Genomic DNA, 23,274 nt, shown 5'->3' with positions numbered 1-23,274 from the left:
GTTAAAATGAAAGAGAATAGTAATTATTCTATTAAAAAAATAATGGAATTGTATAAATCATACCCTAAGAAAAAAAGACAAATTATAGCGATTTCATTAAGTGCCTTTATCTGTATTACTGCACTAAATTTATCTTATGAATTTGGTGAAGTTTGTGGTGAATTACTATATAACATTACACATTAAACAAAAAATTATCAACCAAAATAAATAACAATGAAAACCTTAAAAAAAGTCTTATTATTTACCGCGGTGGCTTCATTAGGAGTTGTAGCTTGTAAGAAAGACAAAGCAGAAAAAATCCCTGGGATTGCTTTAGAGAACATGGATCCTTCTGTAAAACCATCAGATGATTTTTTTAGACACGTAAATGGAAATTGGATAGATAAAACAGAAATTCCTGCCGATAGAACCTCTTGGGGAGGTTTCGGTGAACTTCGTAAAAAAACCGATGCCGATGTGCTCGCAATTTTAAACAAAGCAATTGAAGAAGGTAATTTTCCGAAGGTAAAAGATACCAATGGTAACGAAATAGATTCCGATCAAGAAAAAGCGGTAAACTATTACGAAACTATTATGGATACAGTAGCTAGAAACAAGCAAGGAATTGATCCATTAAAACCTTTTTTAGCTAAAATTGATGAAATTAAAACCAAAAAAGATGTTGAAACCTATTTAACAAATATGGCTCCTTACGGAGGTGGTGGTTTTTATGGGTTTGGAGTTTACAATGATTAAAAAAACAGTAATATAAATGCAGGATACATGGGGGCTGGAGGCCTAGGTTTATCTAGAGATTATTATGTAGATGAAAAGGTTAAAGACAAGCTAGAAAAATACCAAGAGTTTGTGGCAAAAATGTTAAAAGAGTTTGGAGATGATGAGTTAACAGCTAAAAAGAATGCTGCTACTATTGTTGCTTTCGAAAAAAGTTTAGCAGAACCGATGATGACTAAAGAAGAGCGTAGAGACACCCGTAAAATCTACAACCCTATGACGGTTGAAGAATTATCAGAATTAGCTCCTGCAATTGATTGGGAAGAGCATTTAAAAGGAATTGGTGTTGATATTAAAGGTGTAGATGGAAATAACGGTTTAGAAAAAATAATTGTTACAGATCTAGGATATTTTAAGGCAATGAGTGAAGTTCTTAAAAACAGCCCTGTTAAAGATATTAAATTAGTATTACGTTGGAATGCTATTAACAATTCATTAGGGTCATTGACAACGGATTTAGAAACAGCAAATTGGGAGTTTTATAGCAAAACAATGCGTGGAGCTAAACAACAACGCCCAAGAGATGAGCGTGCTTTAGGTAATTTAAACGGAGCAATTGGTGAGGCCTTGGGGAAATTATATGTTGATGCAAAATTTCCACCAGAGGCTAAACGAAAAGCTAAAGAAATGATTGACAATGTAATGTTAGGTTTTGAAAAACGTATTGCTCAATTATCTTGGATGAGTGAAGAAACGAAAGAAAAAGCTTTAGAGAAATTACATAAATTAACAGTTAAAATAGCATATCCAGATAAATGGAAAGATTATTCTAAATTACAAGTAAAAGGTTTAAAAGAAGGAGGCACTTATTTTGATAACGCTATTAATGTAACTAGATGGAACTATGATAAAAACATGGCGAAATTAGGAAAAGAAGTAGATAGAACAGAATGGGGAATGTCTCCGCAAACTGTAAATGCTTACTTTAATCCCGTAAATAATGAAATCGTATTTCCTGCAGCAATTTTACAACCTCCTTTTTATAATTATAAAGCTGACGAAGCAGTAAATTATGGAGGTATAGGAGCAGTAATAGGACACGAAATATCACATAGTTTTGATGATTCAGGAGCTCGTTTTGATGGTGAAGGAAATTTAAAAAACTGGTGGACAGATAAAGATTCTGAAGAATTTGCCATTGTTGGTAAAAAATTAGTAAAACAATATAGTGATATTATAGCTATAGACAGTATGCACTTAAATGGAGAATTTACTTTAGGTGAAAATATTGGAGATCTTGGTGGGGTGCAAGCAGCTTACGAAGGATTACAAATTTTCTTAGAAAAAAATGGACGTCCAGAAAACATTGATGGTTACACACCAGAGCAGCGTTTTTTCTTATCTTGGGGAACAATTTGGAGAACAAAAATGCGTGATGAAGCTTTAAAAAACTTAATCATGACAAATCCACACGCTCCAGGAATGTACAGAGCTTATATGCCTTTAAAAAATGTAGATGCTTTTTATGAAGCATTTGATGTAAAAGAAGGAGATGCAATGTATTTAAGACCAGAAGAAAGAGTGAAAATTTGGTAAAACACACATTTTTTTAACATCATTAAACCAGTACCTTTGTACTGGTTTTTTTATTTTATAAAAGCGAAAAAATATATTGTATATTTAAAAAAATAATTAGTAATTCGCATCCCTTAATTTATTTGCTATATGAGAATAATTGGTAGAGTTGAAACAATGACCTTTTTAAAATGGGATATAGAAGATTTACCAATTAAAATAGATACTGGGGCATATACATCTTCCATTCATTGTAAGCATATTGAAGAAAAAGAGGGAGTTTTAAAATTTAAGTTATTATGTCCAAAAACAGAAAAATATAATAACAAGTTAATTACTACTACCAAATACCAAATAAAAGGAATTAGAAGTTCTAATGGGAAAAAACAAAAAAGGTATATTGTGGATACCTCTGTCTTATTTTATGGGAAAAAATATAAAATCAAACTCTCATTATCAGATAGAGAAAAAATGAATTATCCAGTTTTAATAGGTAGAAGGTTTTTAGATAAAAAATTTATAGTTGATGTTTCTCAAAAAAACATCTCATCAAAAGAAATATAAAAAATGAAAATTGTTGTCCTTTCTCGAAATCCAAAGTTGTATTCAACAAGACGTTTGGTAGAAGCAGGAAAAAAAAGAGATCATGAAATGTTGGTATTAGATCACACAAAATGTGATTTGATTATTGAAAAGAGAAAACCAGCCATTGTTTATAACCATGAATTAATTACTGATGTAGATGCAGTAATACCTCGTATTGGGGCTTCGGTAACTTTTTATGGAACGGCAGTAGTACGTCAGTTTGAAATGATGAAAGTTTTTTCAGTTGTAGAGTCGCAAGCATTAATGCGTTCTAGAGATAAGTTAAGAAGTTTACAAATTCTTTCTCGTGCTAATTTAGGATTGCCAAAAACGGTTTTTACTAATTACTCTAAAGACACTACAGAAGTTATTAAAAAAGTTGGAGGAGCGCCTTTAATTATTAAACTTTTAGAAGGAACTCAAGGATTAGGTGTCGTTTTAGCAGAAACTAAAAAAGCAGCAGAATCTGTTTTAGAAGCTTTTAACGGATTGCAAGCACGTGTAATTGTACAAGAATTTATTAAAGAAGCAGGAGGAGCAGATATTAGAGCATTTGTTGTTGACGGTGTTGTGGTAGGTGCTATGAAGCGTCAAGGAAAAGAAGGAGAGTTTAGATCTAATTTACATAGAGGAGGTAGTGCTACTATAATTCAACTTACAGACGAAGAAGAAAATGCAGCTTTAAAAGCAGCTAAAGCGATGGGATTAGGCGTTGCAGGTGTAGATATGTTACAATCTTCTAGAGGTCCTTTAATTTTAGAAGTAAATTCTTCTCCTGGTTTAGAAGGAATAGAAAAAGCAACAAATAAAGATATTGCCAAGAATATTATTCGATATATCGAAAGAAATACTTAATATAAAACCGACACAGAAGTGTCGGTTTTTTTATTTTCTTCTTTGAAAAAAGAAAAGGTATTTTTACCCCATGTTACAAGTAGATAATTTATCCTTTCGTTACCATTCTAAAAAAGAAGTTTTAGAAGATGTTAACTTTATTCTTAACCCAGGCGAACATCTTTGTATAATGGGAGAAAGTGGTTGTGGAAAATCAACTTTATTAAAAGCTATTTACGGATTATTAGACCTTAATCGAGGTACTATTTTTTGGAAAGAAAATCAAGTTTTAGGACCTGCTCATCACTTAGTTCCTGGAATGGATTTTTTTAAATATGTAGCACAAGATTTCGATTTGATGCCCTATACCTCAGTGTCGGAAAATATTTCTAAATTTTTATCTCGTTTTTATCCAGAGGAAGCCAAAAAAAGAACAGAAGAATTACTCGAAGTTATAGAAATGAGCCCCTTCGCTAACGTAAAAGTTAAAAACTTAAGTGGAGGACAACAACAACGTGTTGCAATTGCACGCGCTCTAGCAAAAGAGCCAGAATTATTATTATTAGATGAGCCATTTAGTCAGATAGATAATTTTAAAAAGAATTCGCTTAGAAGAAAGTTATTTGCTTTTTTAAAAGAGAAAAATATTGCTTGTATTGTGGCTACTCACGATGGTAATGATGCGTTATCATTTGCAGATAAAATGATTGTAATAAAAGACCATAAAATAATTGCAGATGCTCCTCCCAAGGAGTTGTATACGAAACCGCCGCTTAATAAATATGTAGCTTCACTGTTTGATGATGTTAATGAGATTGAAATTAACGGAAAACAACTATTATTATTCCCACATCAAATTAAAATTGTAGAAAAATCTGATTTACAAGCGAAAGTTATAAACTCATATTTTAAGGGTTTTTACTGGTTGATTGAAGTTGATTTTAATGATCAAAAATTGTATGTAAGTCATTTTAATGATGTTAAAAAAGGAAAGGAGATCTGTATTCAATTTATCTAACCGCTACAATTTTTATTAAATTTCCATTAAAAGAAATAATATCTCCTTTTTGACTTCCTAACAACAATTTTCCAATTGGTGAAGAAACAGAAATGGCAAAAAAGATATTTTTATCGATAGTTAACTGACCTGCAGAGATACACAAAAAATAATTGGCTTTATCTGTAAAAATAATACTTCCTAAACGAACATTTTTAGATGTTTTAAAAGGGTCTATCCTAGCTAATATTTCTTTCATTTGCTGAACAACTTCAATTTGCTGGCTTGCTTTTTCCATTTCTAATTGTAACATGGCACGTCCTGTTTCGTGTTTGTCGCCAGCAGAACTTTTAGTTTCACTTTCTAAAGCTTTTTGATTAGAAGTAATAATTTCTTCAACGGTTTGTAAACGTTTGTTTACATAGTTACAAGATTGTTTATACAATTCTTCTTTTAAGCTCATTGTAAATCAGCTAATTCTTTACCAACTAAACTACCTATTGCAACACCCATTCCGCCTAAACGAACTCCACAGAAAACATTGTTGGAGAGTTGTTTTACAATTGGTTTTTTTTGATTTCCAACGCCCATTATTCCACTCCAACGATGCTCAACTTCAAAATTAGTATTAGGTAAAATAGTATTTTTTAAAATTTCTTCTAGCTTATTTTGAATCAATTCAGTTTGCCCAAATATCGAAGTTTCTTCTGTTTTAAAATCTAAATTTCTTCCACCACCAAATAAAATTCGATCATCGATATTTCTAAAATAATAATAACCTTTGTCTAAATGAAAAGTTCCTTTAATATGTAGGTTTTTAATCGGCTTTGTAATTAAAACTTGTGCTCTAGCAGGTAGCACCTTTTCGTCTAAAAGTTGTTTTGCAAACCCGTTGGTAGCTATCAATAATTTTTGAGTAGTAAACTCAATCTGATTAGTTTTTACGCATACTGAATTTTGATTGTCAGAAAACTCTTCAACAGAAATGCTATTTAAAATTTTAATTCCTGATTTTTGGACTAAGCCTAATAATTCACTCATCATTTTTCCCGTATCAATCTGACCTTCAAAATTATTAACAATGTAGTTCTCCTGAATGTTTTTAAAATTGAAAACATTATCAGATACTGAAAAGACATCTTGTTTAAATAAAGGTTTTAAAAGGTTATTTATTTTACTTTTTTCTTCTAAACATTGCAGATAGAAATCTTTTTCTTGAAATAATTCAAATCCTTTATTTTGTTGAAAGGCGATGTTTTTGTCACCTAAGTTTTTCCGAAGTAATTGTAGACCTTCCCAACGTTTTTTAACGAGATTAATTACTTCTTCTTCCGAATGGCTTTGTAAATCGTCAATTAATTCAGATAGGCTTCCAAAACAGGCAAATCCTGCATTTTTTGTGCTTGCTCCTTGAGGTAACAACCCTTTTTCTAAGATTAAAACTTTTGCTTTCGGATGCTGTTTTTTTAACTCTAAAGCACAGTTTAAACCAACAATTCCACTACCTACAATAGTAAAATCGACATTTGTAAACCATTCTTTAAGTTCCCAATAACTAAAATTTACCATGCAGTAAAACTACGTAAAAAGGAATTGATTTTAACATTAATTTGTAACTTGGCACAGTACTTGAATTTCTAAAAAAGAAAACAAATATGAAAAAAATGAAATTATTAGGGCTTATACTATTAGCATTAGGATTAACTAAATGTGCAAGTTTGCAGTTTGAGCAAACCCCGCCGTTTATTATTACCAAAGCAACCTATACAAATTGGGTAGGAGGAGTAAAAGGAGTTAGTGGCACAAATGTAAATATTAGTTATACTTCAGAAAAAGAAATTACTTTTGATAGTATTTACTTTAGAGGCAAAAAGACAAAAGTTAGCTTTAAAGAATTAAACGGCCAAAAATCGGTAATGGGGCAATTTAACACTTCGAAAGTCCGAAGCAAAGAGAATTTACAAATGCATAGAGATGCTTCTATGGAATATGGCAATATAGTAACTATTCGAAAGGAATATTTTCCATTTGAGCTAAAAGATACAGAAGCAGTACTAAGTTATATTGAGGGAGAAAAAACCAAATATTTTAAAGTAGAAAACCTACAAAAAGGAAAACCGATTTATCCAAACTAACTTTTTAATAATAAAATTATTAAGCTACCCAATTTGGGTGGTTTTTGTTTTTGGCACGTATTTTGAAACTTTTTAAGCATAACCACAAAATAAAAGTATATGAAGACTTTAAAATTACTCTTTTTAACATTGATTACAGGGATACTCCTTTCATCATGTGTAGATAGAAATGTAATCTCATTAGAAGAAGTTGTTTCTGGTTATGATTTATGGTATGTAGATTATCACAGAACTTCAGGAAATGGAGATGTACCATTCCTGTCAAAAGCATTTACAGTGTCTTTTTTAAACGGAAGAATGTATGCAAACAATAATATTGTTGATATCGGTAGAACAGGTAATGGTTTAGGGATTTTAGTTGGGGAATATGATACTTACAATGGTGTTTTAGAAACCTTTCATGATCTTGATGGAAGTTATCGTTTTGATGTAGTACAATTATCAGGAAATGAAATTAGAATTGATGATATTGATCAAAATGTAAGTTATTATTTAATAGGATATCAACGAAACAATTTTGATTACGATAAGTTGTTTTATGAAAATATCGAATACTTTTTACAAGAATATATAGCTTGGGAAAGAACTGGCATAGAAAACGGAACTGCTAATCCATTTGACGAGGAAAGATATTTACAGTTTACACCAGAAAATGATGTGACCTTCTATTCATCACGAGACCCTTTTGGCACGAATATTGATTTCATTAATTGGAATTTTGTAGGAAGCTACACAGTATATGATGTAAATGGATATAGTGACTTAAAAATTTTAACACTTAATTATGATGGTGGAGATATTGAAGAATTTGAATTAAGCGTTATAAATGATCAAAGGATAGCATTATATCATATAAGTTCACAAACAACCTATGTATATTCAGGAAGAGGTTTTGTACAATACTTAAAAGGAAAAAGTGTTAAAGATGCAAAATCAGCTGTAAGGAATAACGGTAGAAAACGAACTAAGATAGTAAGAAAAAAAGTTGATAGAAAAGTATTAAAATAAAGTTTGGTTAGTTGATTTTTGGTTGGTTATTTTAATAACCAATTGAAAGAGAATCGCTCCTCTAAGGAGCGGTTTTTCTTTTTTATAACATTGGATTTACATTAAAATTTTTACCTTTATACAAACTATAAAAATAATGAATCTTACTGCTTTTATTACAGGGGCTACTTCAGGAATTGGTAAAGCAACCGCACAACTGTTTGCTCAAAATAATATAAACCTTGTTCTCTGCGGAAGGCGTGCCGAAAAATTAGCTGACTTACAAAAAGAATTGTCTAAATTAACAAATGTACATACACTTCAGTTTGATGTTCGTAATCAAAAAGAGGTTCAGAAAGCAATAGATAGCTTGCCAGAGGATTTCAAACATATCGATATTCTTATTAACAATGCAGGTAATGCTCATGGATTAAATTCTATACAAGAAGGAAATATTGAAGATTGGGATGCAATGATAGATGGTAATGTAAAAGGGTTGTTATATGTTTCGAAAGCAATTATTCCACAAATGGTTGAACGTAATAATGGATTTATACTAAATATTGGTTCTATTGCAGGAAAAGAAGTCTATCCAAACGGAAATGTATATTGTGCTTCAAAGTTCGCTGTAAATGCTTTAAATAAAGGAATGAGAATCGATTTAAATCAGCATAATATTCGTGTGTGTGCAATTCATCCTGGATTGGTAGAAACAGAATTTTCAGACGTTCGTTTTAAAGGTGATACCGAACGTGCAAAAACTGTTTACCAAGGTTATAAAGCATTACAACCAGAAGATATTGCAGATATTATTCATTTTGTAGTAACCCGTCCGTATCATGTAAACATCGAAGATTTAATCGTATATCCAACTGCACAAGCAAGTGCTACTATTCTGAATAAAAATGCAAACTAAACTTTCTGAAATTATTATTGGCTGCATGTCTTGGGGTGCTTGGGGAAAACAATTTTCACCCCAAGAAATGACTAATTTATTACAATTTTGTGTAGACGAAGGAAATACTACTTTTGATCATGCTGATATTTACGGTGATTATACTACAGAAGCTGAGTTTGGGAAAGCGTTTACTAAAAGCGGGATAGAACGCGAGCAAATTCAATTGATTTCTAAATGTGGAATTCAATATGTTGGAAACACAAGAGATACTAAAATTAAACATTATAATTATTCAAAAGAATATATTATTTGGAGTGTAGAGCAATCTCTTAAAAACTTACAGACGAATTATTTGGATGTACTTCTGTTACATAGACCGAGTCCGTTAATGTATCCACAGGAAATAGCAGCAGCAATTTCTGAGTTACAAGAACAAGGAAAAATTATCGATTTTGGTGTGTCTAATTTTACAGTATCTCAAGTAGATTTAATTTCGAGCGAAATACCAGTTCTTGCAAATCAAATTGAATTTTCACTTACGCAACATTCGGTAATGCATGATGGATCTTTAGATCAAATGATAAAAAATAAAATTCAATCGATGAGTTGGAGTCCGTTAGGAAATGTTTTTAAGGAAGAGACAGCGCAAAACATCAGGATAAAAAAAGAACTACAAACACTTTGTAAAAAGTATAACGCTACGGAAGATCAATTGTTATTAGCGTGGATTTTAAAGCATCCTTCTAAATGCATTCCTGTAGTGGGAACCACCAATAAAGAGCGGATTAAAAATGCAAATGAAGCAGTAAAAATGGAGCTAGATTTAGAAGATTGGTTTTCACTTTTAGTAGCAAGTCAAGGGCATAAAGTACCGTAATGATTAATAAACGACTTTTAATTAAAAACCTTCTCTCGCATAACGACGAGAATAGTTTTTATGATAAAAAGTTACGATTAAATTTAAGCGATAAAGAAGGTAAGGCGAAGTTTATAAAACATATTTGTGCACTTTCTAATTCAAACCCAGACAATGATTCATTTATTATTGTGGGAATTAAAGATGCAGATAATAGTATTGTAGGAGTTGACTTTTTTGATGATAGTAAAATTCAAAATTTAGTAAATGCTTATGTAGATAATCCACCTAAAATAGCCTACGAAAACATTCCTTTTCCACGTTTACCAAGATATAAAGTAATAGGGTTGGTTACCATTTATCCTAAAAAAGGGTTGTCTAAGTTTTCAAGATTTATTTGGAAATATCCATACGGTAGTGTTTTCTTTCGTCGTGGTAGTAATTCAATGCCTCTTGAAGGAAAGTTTGAAATCAAAAACAACAACAAAGCCATTGTTGAAGCAATTGAAAAAAATGCGAGTAATAATATTCAATTAACTTTAGATGGTGTTTTCGATTTTATGAATCGTCATAAAGATGAATACAATCCTAAATATCGAGTTTTTAAAGAACAATTTATACTTTGTTGGGCAGGAAAAAAATCAAACTCTAATGGTAAAGAATTATACAACCGTGTAGATATAGAATTAATTAACGAACAAGTTCAGTTATTTTATTCTACTTTAGATGAGGTAGAAATTAAGTTTAATGAACATTCATTTATTGTTATTGAATATATCCTTTTAGGGATAGACAAAAAAGAGACATATTATCCGTTAGAAAAAACCATCATTCATTTTAAAGATAACGGAAAGCTCGATATTATTAAGGAATTTTTGTTTGAACCTCCTCAGTATGATAAAGTTATTATTCAACATATTTACGAGAATAGTAATGAGATTGTTCGCAAAATTGAAAAAGGAATTTCACTTTCTGTTACCGAGCACGAAGATGTATTTCGGTTACCAACTAATTATTTAATTTGTTACCTCAACGGATTTTCAGACTCGAAAGAACAACTAGAAAAAGCAAAAGAATATATTCGAAATTTACCAGATATAACAACTTATATTAAATATAAAGAAGCAATACGAGTACTACGAAAAGTAAAGTATCATTAATAAAAAAGCCCGCAAAAGCGAGCTGTTTTTTATTTGTTTGAAAAGGAATGTTATTGATTCATTAAATCTTCTATTTCTTCTGCTTCAATAGGAATGTTTTGCATTAAGTTAAAAGGTTCTCCTTTTTCTTGAACTACTACATCGTCTTCTAAACGAATACCAAACCCTTCTTCAGGAATATAAATTCCAGGTTCTACTGTAAATACCATATTCGCTTGCATAGGTTCGTGTAACAATCCATAATCGTGTGTATCTAAACCAATGTGATGAGAAGTTCCATGCATAAAATACTTTTTATACGCAGGCCAATTAGGATCTTCATTTTTTACATCCGTTTTGTCAATTAAACCTAACCCTAACAATTCTGAAGTCATTATTTTACCAACTTCCACATGATAATCTGCCCAAAGAGTTCCTGGGGTTAGCATTTTAGTTGCTTCCTTTTTCACTCTATTTACAGCATTATAAACAGCAAGTTGCCTTTCAGTATAACGACCTGAAACAGGAATCGTTCTCGATAAATCACTCTTATAATTTGCGTACTCAGCAGCAATATCAAATAAAATTAAATCACCTGCTTTACATTGCTGATTATTTTCTATGTAGTGTAATACGTTTGCATTATTTCCGCTTGCAATAATAGGTGTATATGCAAATCCTTTAGAACGGTTACGTAAAAACTCATGCATTAACTCAGCTTCAATTTCATATTCCCAAACATCTGGTTTTACAAAATTTAAAATTCTACGAAATCCTTTTTCTGTAATGTTACATGCTTTTTGCATTAAATCAAGCTCAATAGTATCTTTTACCGAACGTAGACGTTGTAAAATAGGATTACTTTTTGCTACTGTATGCGCTGGATATTTTTCTAATAACCACTTTGTAAAGCGTGCTTCTCGAGTTTCTGTTTCTATTTTAGCTCGATAGTGTTCGTTGGTATTGATGTACACGGTGTCAGCCAAAGCCATCATTTCTGCCATAACTTTTTCTAAGTCTTGTAACCAATAAACAGTTTTAATTCCGCTAGTTTCTAAGGCTTTTTCTTTGTTTAATTTTTCGCCTTCCCAAACAGCAATATGTTCGTTCGTTTCGCGTAAAAATAATACTTCGCGTAAATCTTCTTTTGGGCAATTAGGAAATAATACCAAAATACTTTCTTCTTGATCTACACCACTTAAATAAAATATATCACGATGTTGTTCAAAAGGCAAAGTACTATCGGCACTAACAGGATAAATATCATTAGAATTAAAAACTGCTAAACTATTTGACTTCATTTGTGCCATAAAGTTTTTGCGATTTTTTATAAATAAATCACGATTGATTGGTAAATATTTCATGAATTTTTAATTTAAAATTTAGTCGTTATCAAAAATAAATAAAACCAGTTTTTAAAACAGTAGCCAAATGGCATTATTTTATATTCTTTCGAATTCTACTCATGTGTCTTGTAGAAATTCCTAAAAATGATGCTAAATAATGTAACGGAACTTCTTGTAAAAGTTTAGGCTCGTTAGAAAGTAATTTTTTATAACGATCTTCAGGTGTTAATGTGAGTAAATCGATACGATAATCATCAATTAAAAAAATTTGATTTTCAATAAGATTATAATAAAACTGATGAAAAGCTTTGTTGTTTTTTATAAGATGATGAAAGGCATCTACTTTAATAACCAATAAATTACAATCACTTAGCGCTTTAATACTTTTTCGAGACGGACTTTTTTGCAAAAAGCTTTTTAAGGCCGAAGTACAAGAATTTTTTAAAGCCAGATATGTTGTTTTTTCTTCACTTAAAACGTCAATAGAATGTTGTAAAATACCGCTTTCAACAAAACAGAAATAAGAACATACTTCGCCTTTAGAAACGAAATACTTGTTCTTATTTAGTTTTAAAATTTCAAATGAATCTAAAATCTCAGGAATAAACATTTCAAGCTTATCATTATTGATGATGCTTTTTAAATATTCATTGAAGTTGATTTTAAACGCGTTCATTGAAAATTAAAGATTTCTGTTTATGATAAAATATTAGTTGTCTGTATTTCTTTTTGGTCTTCTATTAAATCTGTTTTTAGAGTTACTACCTCTATGTTTTTTTGGTGGAGTAGTGCCTTTTTCTTCGTTCGGTTTTCTTCTAGGCTTAAAAGGTTTCTTTTTAAAATCTTTTCGTTGAGGCTTGTTTTCTCTTGGTTTTCTTGTTGAAGGAGTATCTTGGGTAGGCTCATCATCCGTAGAAATATCAAAACCTCTTAACTCATCAATTTGTAGTTTTTGCTGAAGTAATTTTTCAATGTTTCTAACATATTCTAATTCTTCATTCGCTACTAAAGAAATTGCTTCTCCACTTGCACCTGCTCTACCAGTTCTACCGATTCTGTGTACATAATCTTCAGGTATATTTGGTAATTCGTAATTAATAACATGCGGTAAAAGTGGAATGTCTAAACCACGAGCTGCAATATCTGTAGCAACTAGAACGCGAACGGTATTTTCTTTAAACCCTTTTAAAGCTTTGGTTCTTGCACCTTGACTTTTATTACCGTGGATTGCGGCTGCAGAAATATCTTTTTTATTTAATTTTTCAGCAAGTTTATTGGCTCCGTGTTTGGTTCGGGTGAAAACAAGTACTTGACTCCAATTTCCGTCAGAAATTAATTGGGTGAGCATTGCTGCTTTTCTACTTTTTGGAACACGATATATTTTTTGTGCTACCATTTCTGCAGTGGTGTTTTCTGGTGCAGCTTCAACCATTACAGGATGGGTTAAAATACCTTTTGCTAATTCTTTTATTTCTTTAGAAAAAGTAGCAGAAAACAATAAGTTTTGACGTTTTGTAGGTAAGAGAGCTATAATTTTATTAATGTCACGAACAAAGCCCATGTCTAACATTCTATCGGCCTCGTCTAGAATTAAAATATCAACTCTTTTTAGTGACAAAGCTTTTTGATCGTGTAAATCTAACAACCTTCCTGGTGTAGCAACTAATATATCAATTCCTTTTTTTAAGGTAGCTATTTGTGGTTTGGCGTTTACTCCCCCAAAAACCACTGTAGATTTAATGTTAACATGCTTGCTGTAATCCCTAACGTTATCGTAAATCTGTGCCGCTAACTCTCGTGTAGGTGTTAATATTAATGCACGAATTGGTCTGTATTTTGGATTTTTAGTGTCAGTTATAATCTGTAAAATAGGTAAGGTAAATCCAGCTGTTTTACCTGTTCCTGTTTGTGCAGATGCTAACACATCTTTTCTTTCTAATATTACAGGAATTGCCTTTTCTTGTATTGGTGATGGTGTTGTGTATCCTTTTTCTTCAACTGCTTTTAATAGCTCTTCTTTTAATCCTAATGATTTAAATGTCATAAATATATATCCAGAAATAAGTTAATTTATTTATTTCTATTGATTTGCAAAGGTACAGCTATTTCTAATCACTTTTTTAAATAAGAAAAGCATCTAAATTATTAGAGGCTTTTCTTATTGTACTTTATTATATGGTTATTATTTTGTCTAGTTTTAAAAATAGGTAGAAAAAAAGAAATTTATGAAGAGCCTAAGTGAAATAAAGGATCTCCCATATTAACAATAGGGAAATTATTTTTTGCAATAATATAGCCATCTCTAGGTGCTTTTATAGCAAAACTTGTTTCTCCGTAAGTATCCATAATATGACCTAAAACATCACCTTTTTTTATTTGTGCTCCATTGTCAACACCTGAGTTAAAAATACCTGCAACTCTAGCTCTAATCCAACCTCTTTTTATAATTTTTATAGATTCTGGTGCTTCTGGAATTTCAACAGTTTTGCTTATCATATTGAAATGACGAAGAATGCGAAGCGTACCGTAAATACCTTCTTGAATAGCATTTTCTTCTAAACGAAGCGATTCACCCGCTTCATAAACAATTACAGGAATATTGTGTTTAAAGCATTCATTCCTGAAAGATTTAGCAATTAATTTAGAACCAAACTTGAATGGAGCATTAAATATTTCAGCAAGTTTACTTGCTATTTCATCTTGAGGTGTATAACGAATTTGTGGATAATTGTTGCGTTGCTCACCTCCCGTATGGTAGTCGATAGCAAAATCTACATTGTCAGTTAATTCTTTCATAAGATAGTACGCCATTCTACTAGCTAAAGAACCTCTTTTAGACCCAGGAAAACTTCGGTTTACGTCTTTACCATGCATATCGCGTGCAAGGTTGAGAAAACCAAAAACGTTTAACAACGGTACCACGATCACACAACCACAATGAATTTTGTATGTTTTATCAATTAGCATTCTTCTAACCAATTCAATGCTGTTAACTTCATCGCCATGTAAGCCTCCTTGTAGTAATATTGTAGGGCCAGCATCTTTTCCGTTAAAAACATATACAGGGATGTCAATTATTGTTCCTGTTGGCAATCTATCAATAGGAATTCTTATTAATTTAGATTCATCTAAACCAATTCTTTCTCCGCGAATAATTACTTCTTCATTTTTAAACTTTTTTATAAACATGTACTTTCTAAATATGTTATAATTTCTTTAGCAATATTAACTTTCGTATACGCTTCAATGCCTTGTAAACCAGGTGTTGAGTTTACCTCTAATAATAAGGAACCACGTTTAGACCTAATTAAATCGACACCAGCAATTGGTAGCTCTAAATGTTGAGTAGCTTGAATTGCCATTTGTTTTTCTTCTTCTGATAAAGAAACAAGAGATCCTTTTCCACCTAAATGAATATTAGATCTAAAATCGTCTTTTAAACCAGTTCGTTTCATCGCAGAGATAATTTTGTTGCCAATAACAAAAACACGAATATCTTCACTTTTACTTTCTTTAATAAACTCTTGTAATAAAATACTTGTATTTGTACTGTATAAAGTTTCTATAATTGATTTGGCAGATTGATTACTTTCCGCTAACATTACTCCTTTTCCTTGTGTCCCTTCTTGTAATTTTATAATTACAGGAGTACCTCCTAGCAAGTTAATCTGTTCGCCAATATCATCTGGATTTATAGAAAATAAGGTGTCTGGAATTGGAATATTTTTTTGATTCAAAATTTGTAGTGATTGTGCTTTGTTTTGAGAAATAAGAATTCCTGAAGCACTTGCGGTACTATAAATAGTATTCAATTCAAACTCTCTTACTATTGCTGCTCCATGTTTAGTTACAGAAGCACCGATTCGAGGAATAATAGCATCAGCATCATTAACGATATTTTTACCCTTATAATAAATAGCTTTTTTTCCACCGCTTAGTTTTATAGTGCATTTTGTGTGATCAATAATTTTAATATTATGACCTCTTTTTTTTGCCTCATCAAAAATTCGTTTCGTTGAGTAGATGTATTCACTAAGCGAAAGAATAAAAATGTTCATAGTAAATTTTCTTTTTATACAAAACTAAACAAAAAGCAAATAGTGCTACTATTTTTTTATTTTTGAGTAACCAACCTAATTATTATGAAAATCATAACAAGATTATTACTGTTTATTTTTACTAGCTCTATATTTGCTCAACAACCTGCTACAAAAGAAGATGTAGTTCAAAAAGCATTACAGCAAAAAGAACAAATGGTTACACAATCATTAGTAAAGAATATTCCTTTTGAAAACATAGGTCCAACAGTAATGAGTGGGCGTGTAGTTGATATTGATGTGAACCCAAACAACACAGCCGAATTTTATGTAGGATACGCTTCAGGTGGTTTGTGGTACACCAACAACAACGGAACAACGTTTACTCCGGTGTTAGACAATTCTCCAACGCAAAATATTGGAGATATTGCTGTAGATTGGAAAAACGGAACTATTTGGGTAGGAACGGGTGAAAATAATTCGTCACGTTCATCGTATGCTGGTATCGGAATTTTAAAATCTACGGATAAAGGAAAAACGTGGGCTAATGTAGGTTTGTATGATTCACATCATATTGGTCGAATTTTAATCAATCCAAATAATCCTGATGAGGTAGTTATTGGTATAATTGGTCACTTGTACTCTCCAAATGCAGAAAGAGGAATTTTTAAAACTAGCGATGGAGGTAAAACTTGGGCAAAAACCTTGTTCATTAATGAAAATACCGGGATAATAGATGTGCAACAAGCTCCAAATAATTTTAGCGTTTTATATGCTGCTGCTTGGGAACGCGATAGAAAAGCGTGGAACTTTGATGGTGATGGAGAAAATTCAGCAATTTATAAATCTACCGATGCAGGAAGCACGTGGACAAAAATTTCTAAAAATAACGGATTTCCTAACGGAAATGGTGTTGGAAGAATTGGTTTAGCAGTTTTTGATGAAAATACAGTGTATGCATTTCACGATAGTCAATTCCGAAGAAAAAAGGAAGAAAAGAAGAAAGATAGCAATGTCTTGACTAAAGAAGATTTTAAAACGATGAGTACTACCGAGTTTTTAAGTCTTTCAGATAAAAAACTGAATTCGTACCTAAAAATGAACGGTTTTCAGGAAAAGTACCGAGCAGAAAATGTAAAACAAATGGTTCGATCAGGTTCTGTAAAACCAGTCGATTTAGCTAAATATTTAGAAGATGCTAACTCGTTATTATTTGACACTCCGGTAGTTGGTGCAGAGGTTTTTAAAACGGAAAATGGAGGAAAATCTTGGAAAAAAACACATGAAGGTTATCTTGACGATTTATATTATTCTTACGGATATTATTTCGGAGAAATTAGAGTAGATCCGCAAGATGAAGACGCAATTTACGTATTGGGTGTACCTATTTTAAAATCGAAAGATGGAGGAAAAACGTTCAAATCTATTAGTAGAGAAAATGTACATGCCGATCATCAAGCGCTTTGGGTAAATCCTAAAAAACAAGGTCATCTACTAGATGGGAATGATGGCGGATTGAATATTTCTTATGATGATGGAGAAAACTGGACAAAGTTGAATGATCCTGCTGTTGGGCAATTTTACTCGGTGTATGTAGATAATCAAAAACCGTATAGAGTGTATGGTGGATTGCAAGACAACGGGGTATGGGTAGCTAAACACAATGCTAAAATTGATAAATCTTGGCATCAATCGGGTCAAAATTCATATGAATCCATTATCGGTGGAGACGGAATGCAAGTAGCTGTTGATGATAGAAATCCGAATATTGTGTATACCGGATATCAGTTTGGAAATTATTACAGAATTGATAGAGAGTCGGGTAAAAATAAATACATCCAACCTAAACATTCTTTAGGAGAAAGTCCGTACAGATTTAACTGGCAAACACCAATTCATTTATCAAAACACAACCAAGATATTTTATATTTAGGAGGAAACAAATTGCACCGTTCTTTAAACCAAGGTGATGATTGGGAAACAATTTCGGATGACTTAACAAATGGTGGAAAAAAAGGAAATGTAGCTTACGGAACGCTAACAACAATTAGTGAAAGTCCTTTCCAATTCGGATTAATTTATGTGGGTTCTGATGATGGATTAGTTCATATTACTAAGAATGGAGGCACTTGGGATAAAATTTCTAATTCTTTTCCAAAAGATTTATGGGTGAGCCGCGTAATAGCATCAAAACATAAAAAAGAACGCGTTTATGTAACGTTAAACGGTTATAGATGGGATGATTTTACACCATACGTGTACATGTCTGATGATTATGGTAAAACTTGGAAAAACATTAATGGTAACATTCCAAATTCACCGGTAAATGTAATTAAAGAAGATCCTGCAAATGAAAATGTACTGTATGTGGGTACAGATAACGGATTGTATACTTCATTAAACAGAGGAGAATCTTGGGAGATTTTCAACAAAAACTTACCCAATGTTGCGGTACATGATTTGGTAATTCAATCAGAAGCAAAACATTTAGTAATTGGAACTCACGGGCGTAGTTTGTATAAAGCAAACATAGCGCCTTTGCAAGATTTTACCGATGAGGTCAAGAAAAAATCAGTTCATATTTTTTCTATAGAAAATATTAGAAAAAGTAATTCTTGGGGTAGTTCTTGGAGTAAATGGTTTGAAGGGTATACACCTGAATTAAAAATACCATATTATGTGAATTCAAATAGAAGAGTAGTGGTTGATGTTTTTTCTGATGATATTAAAGTAAATTCAATAAATATTGTTGCTTCAAAAGGATTTAATGAAGTTCTTTTTGATGTTTCTTTTAATGAAAAAGGATTAAAAGATTATAAAAAGAAAAACAAAGACGCTGTTTTGAAAGAAGCTAAAAATGGAAAAACGTATTTACCAAAAGGAAAATATACTGTTAAGATTAATGGTGAAAAGCAAACTTTTGAAGTAAAGTAAAAAAGTTACTTTTGGCAAAATTTAATTTTGATGGGAACAATAAAAGTTAGCAATATAAAAATTTTCACCAACCACGGTTGTTTAGAGGAAGAGGCAAAAATTGGTTCTGAATATAGAGTTGATATTGAGATAAAAGCAGATTTACGCAAATCTGCAAAAACCGATCAACTTAAAGATACTGTTGATTACGTGCATTTAAACAAAATAGCCAAAGAAGAAATGGCGATTCGTTCAAAACTATTAGAACACGTTGCAAAACGTATTCTTGATCGAATTTTTAATGAAATTCCAATGGTAAAAAAAGCAAAAGTAGGTGTTGCTAAAATAAACCCACCAATAGGCGGAAATGTTGGGGAAGTAGAAATTATTTTATCAGATAAGCGTAAAAATTAAAAAAATGTTGCAGTAATAAAGAAAAACTGTAAATTTGCAATCCGAATAAGGTGTCGTGGCCGAGTGGCTAGGCAGTGGTCTGCAACACCATCTACAGCGGTTCGAATCCGCTCGACACCTCTAAAACCTTTTTAATCTTTTGATTAGAAAGGTTTTTTGTTTTAATAAAACCTTCTTAATATTAAGTTTTAGTTAACAAGTTTTATAAATAAACAAAAGTTATATATTTGCTTGTCTCTTCCCCAGATGCATTCTAAAAATAAAGAATTAGACAGTATCTTAAAAAACGTTATTTAGTGTATAATAATTCAACCCTTATGAAAAAAGTGCTTAGTTTAATTTTGGTAAGCTTGTTTTTTTTACCGTTTTTATCTTGTAAAACAAATAAGAAAGAAATGGCTTCTTTAAAAAAAGAAGTCGTAGCTTATAATTACACTCCAGCCAAACCTGTTAATGGTAAATTAAAAGGAATTGTAGAGTTGGGTATGACAGGCTTTAATTTATTAATTGTAGAAGTAGATGAAGTCAAAAATTGGGAGTTAAAAGAGATAGAGTACGGTAGTAGTTTGATATCAGAAGGAATGACGAATACATCTCAAGTTAATTTAAAACTTAAGGAGTATATTGAGAAAATGATGAGTAAAGGCATAGGAACAAAAGACATTCACTTTGTGGTGAGTTCTGGAGCTATTAAAGAGGACTTAACGCAAGTTATTCTTAAAGAACTAGAAAATTACGGGTATGATCTACATGTTGTAACTCCGAAAGAAGAAGCAAAATATGCGTTACAAGCCTATTTACCAGAAGAGTTTAAAGAAACTTCGTTTGTTGTAGATATAGGTTCTGGAAATACAAAATTTTCTTACAGAGAAGGAGATCAAGTTGTAACTAAAGAATCTTATGGGTCTAAATATTATCAAAAAGGAGTAGAAGATATTGATGTTTATAATCAGGTAAAAGAAATTGCTTCTACAATTCCTACTAACAAAAGAAAAAAATGTTTCTTGATAGGAGGCGCACCACACGAAATAGCATCTACTGTAATGAAAGGAGATGAAAAGTATATTAGTTTAAGTACCGATGTTTCAGAATTTGAAGTTGCTGTTGATAAAAAAGGTAAAAAAGCACAATCGGGCTTAAATATTTATAAAGCAATACTCGACGCTACTTCTTGTGAGCAGGTAATATTTATTAATGATGGAAACTTTATAGTTGGTTATTTATTAGAGTTACCTTATTGATGACTTTTCATATAAAAAATCACAAAAAAATGTACAAGAGCGTATCTTTTTTGTGTTTATTAACAAAAAATCTCATTAAAAAAATGCATCTTTGTTACTTATGCGAATTTATTCTATCGAGACAGGTAATTTTAAGTTAGATGGAGGCGCTATGTTTGGCGTTGTTCCTAAAACTATCTGGCAGAAAACTAATCCTGCTGATGAAAACAATATGATAGAAATGAGTATGCGTTGCATGCTTATTGAAGATGGTGATCGATTAACTTTAGTCGATACAGGAATTGGTAATAAACAATCAGATAAGTTTTTTGGGTATTATTATTTATATGGAGATTTTTCTTTAGACACATCTCTTGCAAAATATGGTTTTCATCGTGATGATATTACAGATGTTTTTTTAACACACTTGCACTTCGACCATTGCGGAGGAGCTATTCAATGGAATAAAGATAAAACAGGATTAGAACCAGCATTTAAAAATGCACGTTTTTGGAGTAATCAACGTCATTGGGATTGGGCAATCCACCCCAACGCACGTGAAAAAGCATCCTTTTTAAAAGAAAACATTCTTCCTATTGAAGAAAGCGGACAACTTAATTTTTTACACTTAAATGCAAAAGATTATGTTGGTTTTGATGTATTGTTTAAAGATGGGCATACAGAAAAACAAATGCTTCCTAAGATTGAATATCAAGGAAAAACCTTGGTGTTTATGGCAGATTTATTACCAACAGCTGGTCATGTGCCTTTACCATATGTTATGGGGTACGATACGAGACCATTACTTACCTTAAAAGAAAAAGAAGCTTTTTTAAAAGAAGCTGCTGATAAAGGCTTTTACTTGTTTTTAGAGCACGATGCTTATAACGAATTAATAACGGTGAAGCATACAGATAAAGGAGTTCGATTAAATGAAAGTTATAAATTTAAAGATATATTTAATTAAGATAGAGATTATGAAGATTTTAAAACCCGTATTTTATTCAGCGGTTGCAATAACTACGTTAGCAAGTTGTAAAACAGCATATAATAAAATTGCAGTTCCAGCAGGATCTAATACAATTGTTAATATTTCAGCTAAAAAAGCAGCATTAACAGATAATGAAAAAGAAAATTGGCAACACTTAGATTTAGCGACTGATACGATTCCTGGAATGAGCGTGAATAAAGCGTATGATTTCTTAAAAGGAAAAAAAAGTGTTCAAGTTGTAGTTGGTGTGGTTGATTCTGGTACAGATTTAAAACACGAAGATTTAAAAGATGTTGCTTGGGTTAATACGGATGAAAAAGCAGGTAACGGAATAGATGATGATAAAAACGGATATGTAGACGATATTAATGGATGGAACTTTTTAGGCAAATCGTATACAGAACATTTAGAATATGAACGTATTTTAATGAAGCCTTCTATTGCCGATTCAGAAACATTAGCAGAAGTAAAAGCTTACCAAGAAGAAAAAGTATCTGAAGCAAAGATAAACAAAGAGCGTTATGGGCAGTATTTAGCTAGTGTTACAAAAGCAGATGAAGCTTTAACAAAATATTTTGGTAAGCCAGAGTATACTCAAGAAGAAGTATTAGCCGTTAATACGACTGATGAAAACCTAACAAAAGCGGTAAATACAGCAAAAGCAATGTTTGGTTTCGGATTACCTTCTTTAGCTGATGCTAAAAAAGAACTTACAAGTTTAGTTGAAAAAGCAGACAAAACAATTAACGGAGATAACTTAAAAACAGATTATCGTACCGTTGTGGGTGATAATGCTTACGATATTAACGATAAACCAGGTTCTGGAGATAATAATACAGGACATTCTGAAAAAGGAGAAGCACATGGCTCTCACGTTTCTGGAATTATCGGAGCGACTCGTAACAATGGTAAAGGAATGAATGGTGTTGCGAATAATGTAAAAATTATGGCAGTTCGTTCAGTATCAGATGGAGATGAGTATGATAAAGATGTTGCTTTAGGCTTGCGCTATGCTGTTGATAACGGTGCCAAAGTAATTAATACAAGTTTCGGTAAAGCATTTTCTCCAAATAAAGAGTGGGTTTATGATGCGATTAAATACGCAGCATCTAAAGATGTGTTAATTGTAAATGCAGCAGGAAACGATGGTAAAAATATTGATGTTGAAAAAACATTCCCTAACGATGCGCCAGATTTAATAACTGAGGTTTCTGATAATTTTTTAACAGTTGGAGCTATGAGTGCAAACTATAACAAAGATTTACCTGCAAGTTTTTCAAATTATGGTAAAAAGAATGTAGATGTTTTTGCTCCAGGAGTACAAATTTATTCTACAACTCCAGATGGGGAATATAAAAAATTTAGTGGAACTTCTATGGCCTCACCATCTACAGCAGGGGTAGCAGCATTAATTCGTTCTTACTATCCACAATTAAGTGCGAGTCAGGTGAAGCATATTTTAATGAATTCGGGTACTAAAATCGATTTAATGGTTACTAAACCAGGATCACAAAGCAGAGAAAACCCAGAAGGAGAATTAGTTCCTTTTTCAGATTTATCAGTGTCGGGTCGTGTAGTAAATGCATATAATGCTTTACGTATGGCAGACAGAATGGTAAACGGACGATAG

The 23,274-nt window shown here is 31.7% G+C and carries 21 protein-coding genes, 1 tRNA gene and 1 pseudogene; 16 read left to right on the top strand and 7 right to left on the bottom strand.

Annotated features, from left to right (window positions below; genetic code table 11):
• Positions 1-6: 6 nt before the first annotated feature.
• The 5 genes and pseudogenes from C7447_RS01975 to C7447_RS01955 all read left to right on the top strand — a co-directional run bounded on the left by C7447_RS01975 (position 7) and on the right by C7447_RS01955 (position 4,729).
• The gene (locus tag C7447_RS01975; RefSeq protein WP_148868502.1) at positions 7-186 is read left to right on the top strand and encodes a hypothetical protein; all 180 of its coding nucleotides are present in this window, start codon (positions 7-9) and stop codon (positions 184-186) included.
• 30 nt (positions 187-216) lie between these two features.
• Positions 217-2,313, top strand: a pseudogene (locus C7447_RS01970) (M13 family metallopeptidase).
• Positions 2,314-2,442: 129 nt separating this feature from the next.
• Positions 2,443-2,856 carry an ATP-dependent zinc protease family protein gene (locus tag C7447_RS01965; RefSeq protein WP_148868501.1) on the top strand — a complete coding sequence of 138 codons (414 nt, stop codon included), beginning with the start codon at positions 2,443-2,445 and terminating at the stop codon, positions 2,854-2,856.
• Between the two features lie 3 nt (positions 2,857-2,859).
• Positions 2,860-3,732 carry a 30S ribosomal protein S6--L-glutamate ligase gene (gene rimK, locus C7447_RS01960; protein WP_148868500.1) on the top strand — a complete coding sequence of 291 codons (873 nt, stop codon included), beginning with the start codon at positions 2,860-2,862 and terminating at the stop codon, positions 3,730-3,732.
• A gap of 70 nt (positions 3,733-3,802) precedes the next feature.
• Positions 3,803-4,729 carry an ABC transporter ATP-binding protein gene (locus C7447_RS01955; protein ID WP_148868499.1) on the top strand — a complete coding sequence of 309 codons (927 nt, stop codon included), beginning with the start codon at positions 3,803-3,805 and terminating at the stop codon, positions 4,727-4,729.
• On the opposite strand, the gene C7447_RS01950 is transcribed toward C7447_RS01955, so the two are convergent.
• Positions 4,722-5,171, bottom strand: a complete 450-nt coding sequence (locus C7447_RS01950) for a 3-oxoacyl-ACP synthase (protein WP_148868498.1) — start codon at positions 5,169-5,171, stop codon at positions 4,722-4,724. The two genes, C7447_RS01955 and C7447_RS01950, sit on opposite strands and share 8 nt — an antisense overlap.
• The gene (locus tag C7447_RS01945; RefSeq protein ID WP_148868497.1) at positions 5,168-6,277 is read right to left on the bottom strand and encodes an NAD(P)/FAD-dependent oxidoreductase; all 1,110 of its coding nucleotides are present in this window, start codon (positions 6,275-6,277) and stop codon (positions 5,168-5,170) included. Before C7447_RS01945 ends, C7447_RS01950 begins: the two co-directional genes overlap by 4 nt.
• Before the next feature lie 86 nt (positions 6,278-6,363).
• On the opposite strand from C7447_RS01945, the gene C7447_RS01940 reads away from it, so the two are divergent.
• The 5 genes from C7447_RS01940 (at position 6,364) to C7447_RS01920 (ending at position 10,744) form a co-directional block, all read left to right on the top strand.
• Positions 6,364-6,843, top strand: coding sequence for a hypothetical protein (locus C7447_RS01940; protein ID WP_148868496.1), 480 nt, complete (start codon positions 6,364-6,366; stop codon positions 6,841-6,843).
• Positions 6,844-6,942: 99 nt separating this feature from the next.
• Positions 6,943-7,851 (top strand): hypothetical protein, encoded by a 909-nt coding sequence (locus C7447_RS01935; RefSeq protein ID WP_148868495.1) that lies wholly within the window; start codon positions 6,943-6,945, stop codon positions 7,849-7,851.
• Positions 7,852-7,987: 136 nt separating this feature from the next.
• Entirely contained in the window at positions 7,988-8,746 is a 759-nt protein-coding gene (locus tag C7447_RS01930) for an SDR family NAD(P)-dependent oxidoreductase (RefSeq protein ID WP_148868494.1), read from the top strand.
• Positions 8,736-9,605, top strand: coding sequence for an aldo/keto reductase (locus tag C7447_RS01925; protein ID WP_148868493.1), 870 nt, complete (start codon positions 8,736-8,738; stop codon positions 9,603-9,605). Before C7447_RS01930 ends, C7447_RS01925 begins: the two co-directional genes overlap by 11 nt.
• The gene (locus C7447_RS01920) at positions 9,605-10,744 is read left to right on the top strand and encodes an ATP-binding protein (RefSeq protein ID WP_148868492.1); all 1,140 of its coding nucleotides are present in this window, start codon (positions 9,605-9,607) and stop codon (positions 10,742-10,744) included. The genes C7447_RS01925 and C7447_RS01920 overlap by 1 nt, the downstream gene beginning before the upstream one ends.
• A gap of 50 nt (positions 10,745-10,794) precedes the next feature.
• On the opposite strand, the gene C7447_RS01915 is transcribed toward C7447_RS01920, so the two are convergent.
• The 5 genes from C7447_RS01915 to C7447_RS01895 all read right to left on the bottom strand — a co-directional run bounded on the left by C7447_RS01915 (position 10,795) and on the right by C7447_RS01895 (position 16,127).
• On the bottom strand, positions 10,795-12,087 hold the full coding sequence (locus tag C7447_RS01915) for an aminopeptidase P family protein (protein WP_148868491.1): 1,293 nt from the start codon (positions 12,085-12,087) through the stop codon (positions 10,795-10,797).
• A gap of 73 nt (positions 12,088-12,160) precedes the next feature.
• Positions 12,161-12,745, bottom strand: coding sequence for a Crp/Fnr family transcriptional regulator (locus tag C7447_RS01910; RefSeq protein ID WP_148868490.1), 585 nt, complete (start codon positions 12,743-12,745; stop codon positions 12,161-12,163).
• Positions 12,746-12,778: 33 nt separating this feature from the next.
• Positions 12,779-14,113: a DEAD/DEAH box helicase gene (locus C7447_RS01905; protein WP_148868489.1), complete on the bottom strand. Its 1,335-nt coding sequence runs from the start codon at positions 14,111-14,113 to the stop codon at positions 12,779-12,781.
• A gap of 179 nt (positions 14,114-14,292) precedes the next feature.
• Positions 14,293-15,258, bottom strand: coding sequence for a succinylglutamate desuccinylase/aspartoacylase family protein (locus C7447_RS01900; protein WP_148868488.1), 966 nt, complete (start codon positions 15,256-15,258; stop codon positions 14,293-14,295).
• Positions 15,249-16,127, bottom strand: coding sequence for a RimK family alpha-L-glutamate ligase (locus C7447_RS01895; RefSeq protein ID WP_148868487.1), 879 nt, complete (start codon positions 16,125-16,127; stop codon positions 15,249-15,251). Before C7447_RS01895 ends, C7447_RS01900 begins: the two co-directional genes overlap by 10 nt.
• Positions 16,128-16,211: 84 nt before the next feature.
• On the opposite strand from C7447_RS01895, the gene C7447_RS01890 reads away from it, so the two are divergent.
• From C7447_RS01890 to C7447_RS01865, 6 genes are all read left to right on the top strand, one after another.
• Positions 16,212-19,040, top strand: a complete 2,829-nt coding sequence (locus C7447_RS01890) for a VPS10 domain-containing protein (RefSeq protein WP_148868486.1) — start codon at positions 16,212-16,214, stop codon at positions 19,038-19,040.
• A 30-nt stretch (positions 19,041-19,070) separates the two neighbouring features.
• A complete protein-coding gene (gene folB, locus C7447_RS01885) occupies positions 19,071-19,433 on the top strand; it encodes a dihydroneopterin aldolase (protein WP_148868485.1) in 363 nt (120 codons plus the stop codon).
• Between the two features lie 49 nt (positions 19,434-19,482).
• Positions 19,483-19,553, top strand: a tRNA-Cys gene (locus tag C7447_RS01880).
• 275 nt (positions 19,554-19,828) lie between these two features.
• Positions 19,829-20,674 carry a hypothetical protein gene (locus C7447_RS01875; protein ID WP_148868484.1) on the top strand — a complete coding sequence of 282 codons (846 nt, stop codon included), beginning with the start codon at positions 19,829-19,831 and terminating at the stop codon, positions 20,672-20,674.
• Between the two features lie 100 nt (positions 20,675-20,774).
• Entirely contained in the window at positions 20,775-21,620 is an 846-nt protein-coding gene (locus C7447_RS01870) for an MBL fold metallo-hydrolase (RefSeq protein ID WP_148868483.1), read from the top strand.
• Positions 21,621-21,630: 10 nt separating this feature from the next.
• Positions 21,631-23,274, top strand: a complete 1,644-nt coding sequence (locus tag C7447_RS01865) for a S8 family peptidase (RefSeq protein WP_148868482.1) — start codon at positions 21,631-21,633, stop codon at positions 23,272-23,274.

This window comes from Tenacibaculum adriaticum, from assembly GCF_008124875.1.
Taxonomy (GTDB): Bacteria; Bacteroidota; Bacteroidia; order Flavobacteriales; family Flavobacteriaceae; genus Polaribacter; species Polaribacter adriaticus.
Note: the sequence above shows the minus strand (reverse complement) of the source record. Positions and strands in the feature narration are given on the sequence as shown.

What these genes read in the sequence shown, in the direction of transcription:
- C7447_RS01955 (WP_148868499.1), top strand. Translation starts at nt 3,803, where the DNA reads ATGTTACAAGTAGATAATTTATCCTTTCGTTACCATTCTAAAAAAGAA.
- C7447_RS01895 (WP_148868487.1), bottom strand. Translation starts at nt 16,127, where the DNA reads ATGAACATTTTTATTCTTTCGCTTAGTGAATACATCTACTCAACGAAA.
- C7447_RS01950 (WP_148868498.1), bottom strand. Translation starts at nt 5,171, where the DNA reads ATGAGCTTAAAAGAAGAATTGTATAAACAATCTTGTAACTATGTAAAC.
- C7447_RS01925 (WP_148868493.1), top strand. Translation starts at nt 8,736, where the DNA reads ATGCAAACTAAACTTTCTGAAATTATTATTGGCTGCATGTCTTGGGGT.
- C7447_RS01870 (WP_148868483.1), top strand. Translation starts at nt 20,775, where the DNA reads ATGCGAATTTATTCTATCGAGACAGGTAATTTTAAGTTAGATGGAGGC.
- C7447_RS01875 (WP_148868484.1), top strand. Translation starts at nt 19,829, where the DNA reads ATGGCTTCTTTAAAAAAAGAAGTCGTAGCTTATAATTACACTCCAGCC.
- C7447_RS01965 (WP_148868501.1), top strand. Translation starts at nt 2,443, where the DNA reads ATGAGAATAATTGGTAGAGTTGAAACAATGACCTTTTTAAAATGGGAT.
- C7447_RS01900 (WP_148868488.1), bottom strand. Translation starts at nt 15,258, where the DNA reads ATGTTTATAAAAAAGTTTAAAAATGAAGAAGTAATTATTCGCGGAGAA.
- C7447_RS01910 (WP_148868490.1), bottom strand. Translation starts at nt 12,745, where the DNA reads ATGAACGCGTTTAAAATCAACTTCAATGAATATTTAAAAAGCATCATC.
- C7447_RS01865 (WP_148868482.1), top strand. Translation starts at nt 21,631, where the DNA reads ATGAAGATTTTAAAACCCGTATTTTATTCAGCGGTTGCAATAACTACG.
- C7447_RS01945 (WP_148868497.1), bottom strand. Translation starts at nt 6,277, where the DNA reads ATGGTAAATTTTAGTTATTGGGAACTTAAAGAATGGTTTACAAATGTC.
- C7447_RS01915 (WP_148868491.1), bottom strand. Translation starts at nt 12,087, where the DNA reads ATGAAATATTTACCAATCAATCGTGATTTATTTATAAAAAATCGCAAA.
- C7447_RS01935 (WP_148868495.1), top strand. Translation starts at nt 6,943, where the DNA reads ATGAAGACTTTAAAATTACTCTTTTTAACATTGATTACAGGGATACTC.
- C7447_RS01940 (WP_148868496.1), top strand. Translation starts at nt 6,364, where the DNA reads ATGAAAAAAATGAAATTATTAGGGCTTATACTATTAGCATTAGGATTA.
- rimK (WP_148868500.1), top strand. Translation starts at nt 2,860, where the DNA reads ATGAAAATTGTTGTCCTTTCTCGAAATCCAAAGTTGTATTCAACAAGA.
- C7447_RS01890 (WP_148868486.1), top strand. Translation starts at nt 16,212, where the DNA reads ATGAAAATCATAACAAGATTATTACTGTTTATTTTTACTAGCTCTATA.
- C7447_RS01905 (WP_148868489.1), bottom strand. Translation starts at nt 14,113, where the DNA reads ATGACATTTAAATCATTAGGATTAAAAGAAGAGCTATTAAAAGCAGTT.
- folB (WP_148868485.1), top strand. Translation starts at nt 19,071, where the DNA reads ATGGGAACAATAAAAGTTAGCAATATAAAAATTTTCACCAACCACGGT.
- C7447_RS01930 (WP_148868494.1), top strand. Translation starts at nt 7,988, where the DNA reads ATGAATCTTACTGCTTTTATTACAGGGGCTACTTCAGGAATTGGTAAA.
- C7447_RS01975 (WP_148868502.1), top strand. Translation starts at nt 7, where the DNA reads ATGAAAGAGAATAGTAATTATTCTATTAAAAAAATAATGGAATTGTAT.
- C7447_RS01920 (WP_148868492.1), top strand. Translation starts at nt 9,605, where the DNA reads ATGATTAATAAACGACTTTTAATTAAAAACCTTCTCTCGCATAACGAC.